This is a genomic window from Gallibacterium salpingitidis (assembly GCF_030517105.1).
Classification (GTDB): domain Bacteria; phylum Pseudomonadota; class Gammaproteobacteria; order Enterobacterales; family Pasteurellaceae; genus Gallibacterium; species Gallibacterium salpingitidis.
In genome coordinates, this window is sequence record NZ_CP103875.1 from 2,392,431 (window position 1) to 2,407,508 (window position 15,078).

Annotated in this window: 14 protein-coding genes and 1 pseudogene; 8 read left to right on the forward strand and 7 right to left on the reverse strand. The window is 39.3% G+C overall.

The genetic code is table 11. The annotated features are described in order from the left end of the window. Positions 1 to 372: 372 nt before the first annotated feature. The 7 genes and pseudogenes from NYR30_RS13680 to recA all read right to left on the reverse strand — a co-directional run. Positions 373 to 576, reverse strand: a pseudogene (locus tag NYR30_RS13680) (ACT domain-containing protein); the annotation flags it as partial. Between the two features lie 76 nt (positions 577 to 652). Further along, on the reverse strand, positions 653 to 1,327 hold the full coding sequence (gene yjjG, locus NYR30_RS11380) for a pyrimidine 5'-nucleotidase (protein WP_066109437.1): 675 nt from the start codon (positions 1,325 to 1,327) through the stop codon (positions 653 to 655). Then, positions 1,317 to 2,261: a tRNA dihydrouridine(16) synthase DusC gene (gene dusC / locus NYR30_RS11385; protein ID WP_066112037.1), complete on the reverse strand. Its 945-nt coding sequence runs from the start codon at positions 2,259 to 2,261 to the stop codon at positions 1,317 to 1,319. The genes yjjG and dusC overlap by 11 nt, the downstream gene beginning before the upstream one ends. After that, the gene (locus NYR30_RS11390) at positions 2,252 to 2,863 is read right to left on the reverse strand and encodes a DUF2238 domain-containing protein (protein ID WP_066112039.1); all 612 of its coding nucleotides are present in this window, start codon (positions 2,861 to 2,863) and stop codon (positions 2,252 to 2,254) included. Before NYR30_RS11390 ends, dusC begins: the two co-directional genes overlap by 10 nt. Continuing rightward, positions 2,863 to 3,738, reverse strand: a complete 876-nt coding sequence (gene djlA, locus NYR30_RS11395; RefSeq protein ID WP_066109447.1) for a co-chaperone DjlA — start codon at positions 3,736 to 3,738, stop codon at positions 2,863 to 2,865. The genes NYR30_RS11390 and djlA overlap by 1 nt, the downstream gene beginning before the upstream one ends. A 203-nt stretch (positions 3,739 to 3,941) precedes the next feature. Next, positions 3,942 to 4,388 carry a recombination regulator RecX gene (recX, locus tag NYR30_RS11400; RefSeq protein ID WP_066112041.1) on the reverse strand — a complete coding sequence of 149 codons (447 nt, stop codon included), beginning with the start codon at positions 4,386 to 4,388 and terminating at the stop codon, positions 3,942 to 3,944. A gap of 140 nt (positions 4,389 to 4,528) precedes the next feature. Beyond that, on the reverse strand, positions 4,529 to 5,584 hold the full coding sequence (gene recA, locus NYR30_RS11405) for a recombinase RecA (RefSeq protein WP_066108849.1): 1,056 nt from the start codon (positions 5,582 to 5,584) through the stop codon (positions 4,529 to 4,531). 247 nt (positions 5,585 to 5,831) lie between these two features. Here recA and mutS point away from each other — a divergent pair, with 247 nt between their 5' ends. The 8 genes from mutS (at position 5,832) to NYR30_RS11445 (ending at position 15,053) form a co-directional block, all read left to right on the forward strand. After that, positions 5,832 to 8,411 carry a DNA mismatch repair protein MutS gene (gene mutS / locus NYR30_RS11410; protein ID WP_066112132.1) on the forward strand — a complete coding sequence of 860 codons (2,580 nt, stop codon included), beginning with the start codon at positions 5,832 to 5,834 and terminating at the stop codon, positions 8,409 to 8,411. Positions 8,412 to 8,431: 20 nt separating this feature from the next. Next, positions 8,432 to 9,433, forward strand: coding sequence for an ornithine carbamoyltransferase (gene argF / locus NYR30_RS11415; RefSeq protein WP_066108747.1), 1,002 nt, complete (start codon positions 8,432 to 8,434; stop codon positions 9,431 to 9,433). A 29-nt stretch (positions 9,434 to 9,462) separates the two neighbouring features. After that, positions 9,463 to 9,852: a RidA family protein gene (locus tag NYR30_RS11420; protein WP_066112044.1), complete on the forward strand. Its 390-nt coding sequence runs from the start codon at positions 9,463 to 9,465 to the stop codon at positions 9,850 to 9,852. A gap of 239 nt (positions 9,853 to 10,091) precedes the next feature. Beyond that, positions 10,092 to 10,667 (forward strand): TetR/AcrR family transcriptional regulator, encoded by a 576-nt coding sequence (locus NYR30_RS11425; RefSeq protein WP_066112047.1) that lies wholly within the window; start codon positions 10,092 to 10,094, stop codon positions 10,665 to 10,667. Positions 10,668 to 10,697: 30 nt separating this feature from the next. After that, positions 10,698 to 11,108: an organic hydroperoxide resistance protein gene (locus NYR30_RS11430; RefSeq protein WP_066112051.1), complete on the forward strand. Its 411-nt coding sequence runs from the start codon at positions 10,698 to 10,700 to the stop codon at positions 11,106 to 11,108. Positions 11,109 to 11,117: 9 nt separating this feature from the next. Further along, the gene (locus NYR30_RS11435) at positions 11,118 to 11,675 is read left to right on the forward strand and encodes an alcohol dehydrogenase catalytic domain-containing protein (RefSeq protein WP_302501217.1); all 558 of its coding nucleotides are present in this window, start codon (positions 11,118 to 11,120) and stop codon (positions 11,673 to 11,675) included. A gap of 640 nt (positions 11,676 to 12,315) precedes the next feature. Next, positions 12,316 to 14,235, forward strand: a complete 1,920-nt coding sequence (tet(W), locus tag NYR30_RS11440; RefSeq protein WP_002586627.1) for a tetracycline resistance ribosomal protection protein Tet(W) — start codon at positions 12,316 to 12,318, stop codon at positions 14,233 to 14,235. 50 nt (positions 14,236 to 14,285) lie between these two features. Further along, positions 14,286 to 15,053, forward strand: a complete 768-nt coding sequence (locus NYR30_RS11445; RefSeq protein ID WP_002586626.1) for a class I SAM-dependent methyltransferase — start codon at positions 14,286 to 14,288, stop codon at positions 15,051 to 15,053. Positions 15,054 to 15,078 lie beyond the last annotated feature (25 nt).

Below are 15,078 nucleotides of genomic sequence, written 5' to 3' on the forward strand. Positions count from 1 at the left end.
CACAAATACTTGGTCAGTTTCCTTAAAAGTTAAGGGCAATACATCCATGCGCCATTGTTGATCATCTAATTGAATTTGGTAGGAAAGTGCAGTTGATAAATGATCTTGTTGTGATTGTTGTAGGAAATCTTTATACCAAGTGGCTTGTTGTAATAAAGGCAGCGCATCCGCTAATAGAGAATTTTGCAAGGAGAGTGCTTTAGGCTTTTTTTCTTGCAAATAGGGTAATAATAGTTTGCTAGCTAATTGATTAGCGAATTCAATTTTACCCGCCAAATCAATCGATAAAATCGGGTGTGGTAATGATTCAAATAAAGCATTTAATTCAATCGCTTTGCGTTCGTAAGGTAGGTAATCTAAACGTGAAACTGCGCTAACACCAGCAATATCGCGTAACTTGTCGATCAAATATTCTGTTTGAAACGCTGCAATGTCTTCAATCTTCAAATAGATGAAGCCATTTTTATCAACTTTTTTTAACTCAATCCCTTCTAAGTTGATTTGCTCTTTTGCTAATAAATCAAGAACTTCTTTTGCGACACCAATTCGATCAACACAAGCTATTGCAAAACGCATTATCTGCCTCCTTATTTCTGTACTGCGCTATCATACATTGTAGCTGTACAGAAATAAAGACAGCGTAAAGAAAAGTTTACGAATTTTCAACCACTTGCAATAAATCAGCAATACGTGGAATTTGATAAGTCGGTTTAATTTCGGTTAGATTTTCACGTCCATGATCTAACCAACAGGTATCTAAGCCGACATTATTACCGCCTAAAATATCCGACTCTAAAGTATCACCAACAACTAACACTTGTTTCGTATCTTTAGGACTGGCCAGCTCCAACGCATGGCGGAAAAATTGTGGATTTGGTTTAGATACGCCAATCTCTTCTGAAACGACAACAAACTCAAAATAATCACTTAATCCTGTTTTATTAAGGCGTAATTGCTGCATTGCCGTAAAACCATTGGTAATAATGGCTAATTTAGACCGTTGATGTAATCGTTGTAACATTTCCACGACACCATCCAACGGACGACACACCTCTGCCATTGATAATAAAAAACCATGATTTAGATCAGCTGGTTTTACCGCTAAACGTTTACCCCATTCCGCAAAACGACTCTCTTGCAAGGTTTTCGCATCAATCTTGCCATCTTGATAAGCTACCCATAATGGCTTATTAAGCTGTTGATATTCTTTAAAATCTTCTTCAGTAAAATCAACATTATAGTGTGCAAACAGTTGCTTCAATCCAGCAAATGAATCAAACGAGAATAGGGTTTCATCAGCATCAAACAAAATCCAGTTATATTTCATTTTCTTCTCTATTTAATACTATTTTTAATTCTTCCGTTGTCGTACAGCTTTTAATTTTGTCAAATAAAGCCGCTGCTTCAATATAATCTTTCAGCAAAAATCTTAACCACTGCTTAATTCTTGCTAAATGATAAAAACCACTATCCCACTGATTTTCTACCTGACTATAATGTTGCAACAACTCCACCACATAACGCCAAGCTAACGGTGCCGCTTGATGTTTAATTACTTCACTCAAATTGGGAATTTGCAAAGCACCACGAGCAACCATTAAATCGCTACAACCTGTAATGTCTAAACAACTTTTCGCATCTTGCCAGTTAAAAATTTCACCATTGGCGATCACAGGAATCGACAGGTATTGACGAATTTCTCCAATTTTTTGCCAATCAATACGGTCAGCACGATAACCATCCATTTTAGTGCGGCCATGCACTGCAATTTTATCAGCGCCACCTTGCTGCACTGCATCCGCAATATCTAAGGCAAATGTCTTTTCTTCCCAGCCTAAACGAATTTTTACACTTAATGTTTGCGAAGTTCCAATTGCTGCACGAATCGCTTTTGTCGCCTGATAAATTAATTCTGGTTGCTTTAATAAACTGGCGCCACCACAGCTACCATTGACTGTTTTTGATGGACAACCACAGTTGAGATCTATGCCATGTGATCCTAAGTTAATTGCCAAATGTGCATTTTCCGCCAACCATTCTGGCTCTTGCCCCAATAATTGCACTCTTACAGGCGTTCCGCTTGCAGTGTAGCCTTGATTTTGCAATTCCGGACAAAGGCGATAATAAACTTTCTTTGGTAAACATTGATTAACCACTCTGACAAATTCCGAAACACAGAGATCATAGCAGTTAAATGTGGTTAATAATTGGCGCATAAACGGATCCAATACGCCTTGCATTGGAGCTAAAATTACGCGCATTTTTTATCTGGTCTTTGCCAATAGAACAACATTAATGCCGTTATTGCACCCAAAGTATCTGCCAACATATCTTTTTGTGCATCCCAAATATCACCTTGAGAACCTAAGAAAGCAATTCCTGCATCTCCGCCTTCTTGTACTGCATATTGCCACTCAATAATCTCATAAGCAGCCGCAATACTCATTATTGAGAACAGACCAAATAAACCAGCAGTAATCACATTCGCCCAACGTTTACGCACTAATAATTCAGCAATCGGAAAACTATAAAAACCAATAATATAATGTGCAACGCGGTCAAAATGGTTGCGGCCGTCACCTAACCAACCTGATAACAACTCACTTCCCCAAGTAAAAGGAACTCGTTCAAAAGTATAATGCGCACCAATAGTGTGCATAATTAGCCAACCACTCATTAGTACATAAGCTAAAGTACTAAATTGAAATTTAGGATAAGCGACAATTAATAACAAAAACACCAATATTACCGGCACCATTTCGGCAATCCAAACTTCTCGCGAATAAGGTTGGATAAATGACCAAATCATTAAAGCAGCAATAAAAATTGCTAAAATTTTGGGAAATATTGGTGTTGATTTCATTATTTCTTCCACCCTTTTACTTTACAAATCAAATCATAAGCAGCTTGAATTTGTTGTGCTTTTTCTTTTGCCATTTCCATCATCTCTTCTGGTAAGCCTTTCGCGACTAATTTATCTGGATGATGTTCATTCATTAATTTACGATAAGCACGTTTTACCACTTCACGTTCATCATTAGCAGACACACCCAGTACTCGATAGGCATCTTCTAATGTTGGGCCTGATGAACTTTGTCTTGCCCCTTGATAACCGCCACCAGATTGTTGTTGATAACCTTGCTGTTGGTATTGCTGATATTGATAGTAAAAGCCACCACCTTGCGAGAATTGGCGCGCCGCATAAATCATTGCCAGCATTTGCTCAAATTGGAAAGAAGAATAGCCAAGTTCTTCAGCAACAATAAACAACACTTCTTTCTCATTTGGGTGTAATTCTTGATCACTCAACGCCACTTGAATTTGGATTTCTAAGAACATTCTCAACAGATCTTTGCGTTCACCACAACCAACACGAAACTCTCTAATCGCTTGACGAATTGGAAAATCTGTTGCTTTACCACGAGTAAAAGCTTCTTGTGCTAATTGACGTTGATCTGCACTTAGTTGCATACGATCCATAATTGCAGTAGCCAATTGGATATCTTCGTTGGTAACTCTGCCTTTTGCTTTACTTAAATGTCCCATTACCGCAAAAGTAGTCTGCATAAATAGCGACTGACGTGATACCTTGTGGCCAAATAAAGAAGAGGCTACATTGCCTAATTCATATAATTTTTTATCTGCTAAATGGCCTAAAAATGCGCCAAAAATTGCCCCAAAAAAACCACCGAATTTAAAACCAACAATTACACCTATTAATTTACCGATAAAATTCATATTTTTCCTTTTTTCGCGAGGTCAAGAAATTCGCTATTCTACTCCACAATCTATCATCGTGGAATGAAATAACACTGAAAGATTTAGCTTATTTCGACTTAAATTTGTCAATAAAAAGAATGCAAGCAATTATAGCTAGAGAAAATTAGAATTTTTATAGTAATCAGTTTGTATGATTTTATAAGATAAAAGGGATCGGGAAATTAATCATACTCTTTAAAAAGAGCCGAAATTTCCTCTTGAGTAAAACCCCGCGAATAAAGATAACGCCACATTTTCTGTTTCGTTTTTAATTCTTTTTCTTCTGCATAATCAGGATATTTTTTACACAGAACTTGTTTAGCTAATGCAAACCAATCAATTTCATTTTGCGCTAATACATGCTGCAAAACCTCATTTTGGATACCTTTTTGTTGCATTTCTTGCTTAATTCGTTGCAAGCCATAGCCTTTTTGCACACGTGATAACAAAAAATGTTCACAAAAACGTAAATCGCTTTGCCAATTACGCGCTTGGCATTTCGCAATTACCTCTTCAATTTCTTGTGCAGAAAAGTTTTTTGCCTGCATTTTACAGCGCAACTCATATTCACTGTAATCACGAATAGCCAATAACTTTAGTACATAAGCAAGAGCAAGATTATCATTCATATTATTGAGAAATAAGAGATTAGCTAATTTGATTTCTATTAATCTTCTCTGCCATCAACGGCAGAGAAGATGATATTGATATAATTAATTTGCTAGTTCTTTGGCAAGCAATACAAAACTATCTAACATTGAATTTAGAATTATTCACTAAAATCTAACGCATCATCATCTTGTGAATCAGCTTCATCAGCAACTAACAATTGATCTGGATTAGATAATAATTCCTCACGCAATTTGCGTTCTAATTCATTAGCAACTTCCGGATGTTCTGCCAACCATTTCATTGCATTAGTACGTCCTTGACCAATTTTCTCATCATCAATTGAATACCATGCACCGGATTTGTTCACTAATTTATGTTTCACGCCTAATTCAATTAACTCACCTGTTTTAGAAATTCCTTCACCATAGAGAATTTGGAATTCAGCTTGTCTAAACGGCGCTGCTACTTTATTTTTCACTACTTTAACACGAGTTTCACTACCAATAACTTCATCGCCATCAGTAATTGAACCAGTACGACGAATATCTAAACGCACAGACGCATAGAATTTTAATGCGTTACCGCCTGTTGTGGTTTCAGGGTTACCAAACATCACACCAATTTTCATACGAATTTGGTTAATAAAGACTACTAAGCAATTTGCTGCTTTAATATGTCCGGTTAATTTACGTAATGCTTGTGACATCAAACGTGCTTGCAAGCCCATATGAGAATCTCCCATATCGCCTTCAATTTCCGCTTTTGGTGTTAATGCCGCTACTGAGTCAATAATAATCACATCAACTGCACCAGAACGTACTAACGCATCACAAATTTCTAATGCTTGCTCACCATGGTCAGGTTGCGACACAAGCAACGATTGTACATCAACCCCTAATTTAGAAGCGTAGATAGGATCTAATGCATGTTCTGCATCGATAAATGCACAAGTTTTACCCTCTTTTTGTGCTTGAGCAATAACAGATAATGTTAATGTTGTTTTACCGGAAGATTCAGGTCCAAAAATCTCAACGATACGTCCCATTGGTAAACCGCCAATTCCTAATGCAACATCTAGCCCTAATGAACCAGTTGAAATTGCTTCCACATCTAGGGTTTGAGTGTCACCAAGACGCATAATAGATCCTTTACCAAATTGTTTTTCAATTTGACCTAATGCTGCCGCAAGTGCTTTTTCTTTTTGTTCATTCATACCAAAATCTTTCATTTTTATTGCCTTCGTCATTATTTAAAGGGAAATTTACTGTCGTGTATTATACTGTATAATTATACAGTATCAAGCACTTTATTTTGCTACTTCTCGAAAATGCGATCTTACTTCCAAATCTCGATCTTTTTCAAAATTTATTACCAATTTACAGCAACAGAAATTTGTTAACTTTCGCTTTACGCCGTCATCTTTTATACTATCAACCGCAATCAAGCAAGGATAAATTATGATGACGTTAGACAGTGACCTTTCTTCTTACACCCCAATGATGCAGCAATATCTACAAATAAAAGCAGAATATCCTGATATTTTACTGTTTTATCGTATGGGGGATTTTTATGAGCTCTTTTTTGAAGATGCTAAACGTGCATCTGAATTATTAGATATTACCCTCACTAAACGAGGAAGATCTGTTGGTGAACCTATTCCGATGGCGGGCGTACCTTATCATGCTGTTGAAGGTTATCTAGCTAAATTAGTGCAATTAGGTGAATCTGTCGCAATTTGTGAGCAAATTGGCGATCCAGCAACGACGAAAGGCCCTGTTGAACGACAAATCGTCCGCATTGTAACCCCGGGAACAATCAGTGATGAAGCGCTACTTCCTGAGCGCCAAGACAACTTAATCGCTTGTATCTATCAAGAAAAGAAATTGTTTGGTTTAGCTACCCTTGATATGAGTTCAGGTCGTTTTCAAATCAGTGAACATACCAATGAAGCCAGTGTAACAGCGGAATTACAACGTATTATGCCGGTTGAAATTTTATATCCTGAAAATTTCGCTGCGATGTCACTGCTTGAACACCATAAAGGCTTACGCCGTCGTCCGATTTGGGAATTTGAACTAGTCACTGCGATAAAATTATTAAATAAACAGTTTGGCACACAAGATCTCAAAGGGTTTGGTGTTGAAAAAGCCATTGTTGCGCTATGTGCGGCAGGTTGCTTATTGCAATATGCAAAAGAAACACAAAGAACAGCTTTACCACATATTAATGCTATTAGCTTAGCGCAAGAAAGCGATTTTATTATTATTGACGTCGCCTCACGTCGCAATTTAGAACTAACGCAAAATCTAGCTGGTGGTACGGAAAATACGCTTGCCGCTGTGTTGGATTACTGCAACACACCAATGGGAAGCCGACTATTAAAACGTTGGATTCATCAACCATTACGCCAATGTGAAAAGTTACTGAAACGACAAAATGCGGTAAAACAATTACTTAATACTGAACTATATTCAGCATTAAAACCTTTCTTACAACAAATTGGCGATATGGAACGGATTTTAGCACGTGTTGCCTTGCGTTCTGCTAGACCTCGTGATCTGACACGCCTACGCCATGGTTTAGGACAAATCCCGGATATTCTTTCTTTGTTACAACAGCATAATGACGGTCAATTCGATACATTATTAGGACAAATTAAAGATTTTACCGAGTTATACCAATTATTAAGCAAAGCGATTATAGACACACCACCATTACTCATTCGTGATGGCGGCGTCATTGCTCCCGGATATAACGCTGAATTAGACGAATGGCGAGATTTAGCCAGCGGTGCTACTCAATTTTTAGAAAATTTAGAAATAAGAGAACGTCAAGCTACCGGTATTGATTCACTAAAAATTGGTTTTAACGCAGTACATGGCTACTATATCCAAATTAGTCGAGGGCAAGCTGAAAAAGCACCTGCACATTATGTGCGCCGTCAAACCCTAAAAAACGCCGAACGTTTTATTATTCCTGAATTAAAGAATCATGAAGATAAAGTCTTAAAAGCACAAGGTGCAGCGTTAGCTTTAGAAAAACAACTTTATGAAGAACTGTTCGATTTAGTGTTACCACATCTTGCTGATCTACAATTGACCAGTTTGGCGTTAGCTGAATTAGATGTCTTGGCTAACTTAGCCGAACGTGCCGAAACCTTAAATTATGTCGCGCCAACATTCAGCAAACAAATTGAAATTAAGATTGAAGGTGGCCGCCATCCTGTGGTTGAAACTGTTTTACAACAACCTTTTATTTCCAACCCATTACAACTTAATCAACAACGCCATTTATTAATTATTACTGGCCCTAATATGGGTGGGAAAAGTACCTATATGCGTCAAACAGCATTGATTGCATTAATGGCTTATATAGGCAGTTTCGTTCCTGCTGAATCAGCAATGATTGGTCCGCTCGATCGTATTTTCACTCGTATTGGTGCTTCGGATGATCTTGCTTCTGGACGTTCTACTTTTATGGTGGAAATGAGTGAAATGGCAAATATTTTGCACCAAGCTACAAATCATAGTTTAGTGTTAATTGATGAAATTGGGCGAGGAACCTCAACCTACGATGGTTTATCTTTAGCCTGGGCTTGTGCTGAATGGTTAGCAACAGAGTTACGTTCACTCACCTTGTTTGCAACTCACTATTTTGAGCTTACCGCGCTACCTGATCAATTAAGCGGATGTATGAACATTCACCTTGACGCAAAAGAACATGGTGATACGATTGCATTTATGCATTCAGTTCAAGACGGTGCAGCAAGCAAAAGTTATGGCTTAGCGGTGGCACAACTAGCTGGCGTGCCTCGCCCAGTAATCCAATTAGCCAAAAACAAACTAAAACAATTAGAAACCTTATCTAAACACAATACGCAATCTAATTTACAAACTGAATTAGATTTTGCTGCTGAACCTGTTGTTGATGAACGTACCCAAGCGCTTGTACAGTATCTTGCGAGTTTAGATCCTGATGAATTAACGCCAAAACAAGCATTAGCGGAACTTTATCAATTAAAGAAATTACAACAATCTTAAACACAACATAGGGAGTATTTATGCCAGTTAATCTACGTCAACGCCACTTTTTGCGCTTATTAGATTTTACCCCACAAGAAATTCAATTCTTATTGGATTTATCAGCTGAATTAAAAAAAGCAAAATATACTGGTACCGAACAACCTCGTTTGAAAGGGAAAAATATCGCTCTAATCTTTGAAAAAACTTCAACTCGTACACGCTGTGCTTTTGAAGTTGGTGCTTTCGATCAAGGCGCTAATGTTTCTTATATTGGGCCAAGCGGTTCACAAATTGGACACAAAGAGAGTATGAAAGATACTGCTCGTGTTTTAGGTAGAATGTATGACGCTATTCAATATCGCGGTTATGGGCAAGAGTTAGTCGAAACATTGGCGCAATATTCTGGTGTTCCTGTTTGGAATGGTTTAACAGATGAATTTCACCCAACACAAATTCTGGCAGATTTTCTCACAATGTTAGAACATGGCAAAGGTAAACGTTTAGATCAAATGAAACTCGCTTATCTCGGTGATGCCCGCAATAATATGGGTAACTCATTCGTTGAAGGCGCTGCATTAATGGGATTAGATTTACGCCTTGTTGCACCAAAACAATTTTTTCCAGAACAAAAATTATTAGACGAAGTGGCAGACATTGCTAAACAAACTGGTGCAAAAATAACCTGTACCGAGGACGTTGCTGCTGGCGTCAAAGATGTTGATTTTATTTATACAGATATTTGGGTATCTATGGGTGAGCCTGAAAGTGCTTGGGCAGAACGCATCGAATTAATGAAACCATATCAAGTAAATGCAGAATTAATGGCATTAACCTGCAATCCAGAAGTAAAATTTATGCACTGTTTACCATCTTTCCACGATGAGAACACTACTATCGGTAAAGAAATTGCGGCGAAATATGGCTTAAAAGGTTTAGAAGTTACAGACGAAGTTTTTGAATCATCAGCCTCTATCGTATTTGACGAAGCTGAAAATCGTATGCACACTATTAAAGCTGTTATGGTCGCCACTTTAGCTTAATCACATTAATTCATTTATAAGGAGTCATTATGACAAAAGTTATTCATACAGAGAAAGCACCTGCCGCTATCGGGCCTTATGTACAAGCTGTTGATCTTGGCAATATTGTTCTTACTTCTGGACAAATTCCAGTGAATCCAGCAACAGGAGAAATTCCAACTGACATTGTTGCTCAAGCAAGACAATCATTAGAAAATATCAAAGCCATTGTTGAACAAGCCGGTCTGAAAGTGGCTGATATTGTTAAAACGACTGTTTTTGTGAAAGATTTAAATCAATTTGCTACCATAAACGCAGAATACGAACGTTTTTTCACAGAAAATAACCATCCGAATTTCCCTGCTCGTTCTTGCGTTGAAGTAGCAAGATTACCAAAAGATGTTGGTATTGAAATCGAAGCCATTGCAGTTAGAAAATAATGTTTAATTGCTAATGGCACTAATGCTTTCCTATTGATGGGAAAGCATTTTTTTGTTGTCTAGTATCCTGATTTACTTTATCTCTCCCTTCAAATTCTCACTATCAATTTTTATTAGAAAACAATTACTGATAAATTTACTAGACGATCGGTCTAATTTTAGGTATTATTACAACATCAAGTAACAAAATTAAAATGATCTATCGTAGTAAATAAAAACAACTTATCTAGGTAATCAAAATGAAAACCACTAATGATACAAAACAGCATATTATCAACACTGGTATTATTTTATTTGCCCAAAAAGGATTTTCCGCTGTTGGTCTAGCTGAAATTCTGAAAGAAGCAGAAGTGCCAAAAGGTTCGTTCTATCACTACTTTGCGTCCAAAGAGGCATTTGGGCAAGCCGTATTACAAAACTACTTTGAGAATTATTGCCAACGATTACAGTCTTTATTTGAGGATACATCACTTACGATTCCAGAAAGATTATTAGAGTACTGGCAACGTTGGCAAAAATTAGAATGTGAACAAAATGGTTGTTTAGTAGTAAAACTCAGTGCAGAAGTAGCGGATCTCTCAGAACTAATGCGCACTACATTGCAACAAGGATGTCAAAACATTCTCAATATACTGGAAAACCATATCAAAACAGGACAAAACAGTAACTGTTTACCGAAAACACTCTCTGCTCAGACATTAGCCACAACCTTATATTATCTTTGGCTTGGTGCTAGCTTGCACAGACGTTTAACACAAGATAACAGCTGTTTTGCAATAGTAACGCAACAAACTAACTGGCTTTTATCAATTTAGTTTTAATCTATTATTTTTTAAGGAGTAACAATGAAAATTTTTTATCAAACAACGGCAACCGCAACAGGTGGACGCAATGGTACAACAACTTTAGATGATGGTTCATTATCCTTTGACTTGGCAATCCCTAATAGCGGGAAAACTGGTGCTAATCCTGAACAATTATTTGCTCTTGGTTATGCAGCTTGCTTTGACAGCGCATTAAATCTCACAGCAAAACAAATGCAATTACCACTTACAAAAAGCCGTACATCAGTACAAATCGGTATAGGTATGGTAGAAAATGGAGCTTATCAACTAGAAGCGAATATTACAGTCCATATATCTGGCTTAAAGCAAGAAGAAGCACAAACTCTCATAGAAAAAACGCATCTTGTTTGTCCTTATTCTAATGCAACACGTGGCAACATTAATGTGCAACTAACAGTAATTACAGAATAAGAGGTTATCATGAAAGCAGCTATTTACTCTCAATTTGGTGATCCAGAAACTGTTATTCATTGTACTGAAACTGAAAAGCCTACTCCTCAGGAAAATGAAGTACTAATTAAAATGCACTTATCCCCTATTCATAACCACGATCTATGGACTATTCGTGGCAATTATGGTTATAAACCAAACTTACCAGCTATTGCAGGCACTGAGGCTGTTGGGACTATCGTAGAAAATGGTAGTGGAGTAACTCATCTCTCTATTGGACAGAGAGTTAGTGTTGCAAATATCCAAAATACTTGGGCAGAATATTTCACTGTTTCCGCACAACAAGTAGTACCAATACCCGATACACTACCAGATGAAATTGCCGCACAAGTGATTGCTATGCCTTTTAGTTGTCTAACACTTCTTGAATTTATCAATGCTAAAGCTGATGAATGGATTATTTTAAATGCAGCTAATGGTACTGTTGGTAAAACAACTGCTTTATTAGCTCAAGCTCGTGGTATTAATGTTATCAATTTAATCCGTCGTCATAGTGACATTACTCATCTTAATGCTCATGTACGGTAAGGAAGCAAGCAACCGAAAACAAGAGATAGACCGCCAGCACTACACTATTCCGAACCAAAGACCAAAAGATAAGCATTGTGGGAAAATCTAAACTTTTGGATTTTCCTACAATGCCAACTACGGCGGAATCCCTCCCACTCCTTATATCTTTCTGTATACATTGAATTTGTATTTAGTAAAATGCAGACAACACCACGGATCGGCTTTTGGTTGGACAATTCCAACCAAACACCACAGCAGACAGCAGAAAACATTCTGAACGCTAGGAAGCCGGTATGATTGTTACATATAAGGGGAAGAAAAATTTCTTTTAGGTACTTGCTTTCCTAAAACTGATGTGATACAATGATTTAATCCAGAAAAGGAGTAAAAAATATGCGGCAAGGTATTCTTAAATAAAACTATAATCAAATAGTGGGAACAAAGGATTATGATAGCTCCTTTTGTAGGGGCTTAGTTTTTTGTACCCAATTTAAGAATACTTTTGCCTTATCAATTTTGACATATCCCCAAAAACAGCAATCACAAACAGGTGTATGCTGTATATGTGTATGTCCGCAACTTATAATCCCCAGTGGTAAAAGTATTTTACTGCTGGGGATTTTTATGCCCTTTGGGGCTGTAAAGGGAGGACAATCACATGAAAATAATCAATATTGGAATTCTTGCCCATGTAGACGCTGGAAAGACGACCTTGACGGAGAGCCTGCTATATGCCAGCGGAGCCATTTCAGAACCGGGGAGCGTCGAAAAAGGGACAACGAGGACGGACACCATGTTTTTGGAGCGGCAGCGTGGGATTACCATTCAAGCGGCAGTCACTTCCTTCCAGTGGCACAGATGTAAAGTTAACATTGTGGATACGCCCGGCCACATGGATTTTTTGGCGGAGGTGTACCGCTCTTTGGCTGTTTTAGATGGGGCCATCTTGGTGATCTCCGCTAAAGATGGCGTGCAGGCCCAGACCCGTATTCTGTTCCATGCCCTGCGGAAAATGAACATTCCCACCGTTATCTTTATCAACAAGATCGACCAGGCTGGCGTTGATTTGCAGAGCGTGGTTCAGTCTGTTCGGGATAAGCTCTCCGCCGATATTATCATCAAGCAGACGGTGTCGCTGTCCCCGGAAATAGTCCTGGAGGAAAATACCGACATAGAAGCATGGGATGCGGTCATCGAAAATAACGATGAATTATTGGAAAAGTATATCGCAGGAGAACCAATCAGCCGGGAAAAACTTGCGCGGGAGGAACAGCAGCGGGTTCAAGACGCCTCCCTGTTCCCAGTCTATCATGGCAGCGCCAAAAATGGCCTTGGCATTCAACCGTTGATGGATGCGGTGACAGGGCTGTTCCAACCGATTGGGGAACAGGGGGGCGCCGCCCTATGCGGCAGCGTTTTCAAGGTTGAGTACACCGATTGCGGCCAGCGGCGTGTCTATCTACGGTTATACAGCGGAACGCTGCGCCTGCGGGATACGGTGGCCCTGGCCGGGAGAGAAAAGCTGAAAATCACAGAGATGCGTATTCCATCCAAAGGGGAAATTGTTCGGACAGACACCGCTTATCAGGGTGAAATTGTTATCCTTCCCAGCGACAGCGTGAGGTTAAACGATGTATTAGGGGACCAAACCCGGCTCCCTCGTAAAAGGTGGCGCGAGGACCCCCTCCCCATGCTGCGGACGACGATTGCGCCGAAAACGGCAGCGCAAAGAGAACGGCTGCTGGACGCTCTTACGCAACTTGCGGATACTGACCCGCTTTTGCGTTGCGAAGTGGATTCCATCACCCATGAGATCATTCTTTCTTTTTTGGGCCGGGTGCAGTTGGAGGTTGTTTCCGCTTTGCTGTCGGAAAAATACAAGCTTGAAACAGTGGTAAAGGAACCCTCCGTCATTTATATGGAGCGGCCGCTCAAAGCAGCCAGCCACACCATCCATATCGAGGTGCCGCCCAACCCGTTTTGGGCATCCATAGGACTGTCTGTTACACCACTCTCGCTTGGCTCCGGTGTACAATACGAGAGCCGGGTTTCGCTGGGATACTTGAACCAGAGTTTTCAAAACGCTGTCAGGGATGGTATCCGTTACGGGCTGGAGCAGGGCTTGTTCGGCTGGAACGTAACGGACTGTAAGATTTGCTTTGAATACGGGCTTTATTACAGTCCGGTCAGCACGCCGGCGGACTTCCGCTCATTGGCCCCGATTGTATTGGAACAGGCATTGAAGGAATCGGGGACGCAGCTGCTGGAACCTTATCTCTCCTTCATCCTCTATGCGCCCCAGGAATACCTTTCCAGGGCTTATCATGATGCACCGAAATACTGTGCCACCATCGAAACGGCCCAGGTAAAAAAGGATGAAGTTGTCTTTACTGGCGAGATTCCCGCCCGCTGTATACAGGCATACCGTACTGATCTGGCCTTTTACACCAACGGGCGGAGCGTATGCCTTACAGAGCTGAAAGGATATCAGGCCGCTGTCGGTCAGCCGGTCATCCAGCCCCGCCGTCCAAACAGCCGCCTGGACAAGGTGCGCCATATGTTTCAGAAGGTAATGTAAAGATACATAATCGTCAAGACGGCAACAATCAGAAGTTATGGAGGGTAACAATGGAATATAGTAAGGAAGATTTAATGGAAGCAAAAAAGCAAATTTGGGGAGTGGGAGAGAACATGGGAACAGAGGAAAGTAAAAAAATCTGGGAGGAGAACGCACAATTTTGGGATAATGCAATGGGTGACGAATCTAATGAATTTCACAGAGAGGTAGTGCGTCCCAAAGTAACGGAACTTCTATCTCCTAATCCTGCGGATTACATTTTGGATATTGCGTGTGGCAATGGAAATTATTCTTCGTATCTTGCACAAAGAGGCGCTTCGGTTGTCGCTTTTGATTACAGCAAAAAAATGATAGAATTGGCTAAAAGACGGCAATCACAATATGCAAAACAAATTGAATTTTGTGTGGCGGATGCGACCGATAGAAAAAGTATATTAGAATTAAAAAGAAATCGAGCCTTTACGAAAGCAGTTTCTAATATGGCAATTATGGATATTACGGATATTGAACCACTTCTTATGGCTGTTTATGAACTGTTGCAGGAAAGCGGAATTTTTGTCTTTGCAACGCAACACCCTTGTTTTGTCACGTTGACTGAAAAATATATGACACCGCACAGTTACTATGATATAGCGATTGAAGGGCAACCGAAAGAGCAGATTTATTATCATCGTTCCATACAAGATATTTTTAACCTTTGTTTTAGAGCTGGATTTGTCATTGATGGATTTTATGAAGAATGTTTTAAAACCAACAAAGAAATTCCTATGGTAATGATAGTAAGGCTTAAGAAGGTAAAACGTGATAGCTTAAAATAAATTCAAGTTTGTCGGGTAAATAGCA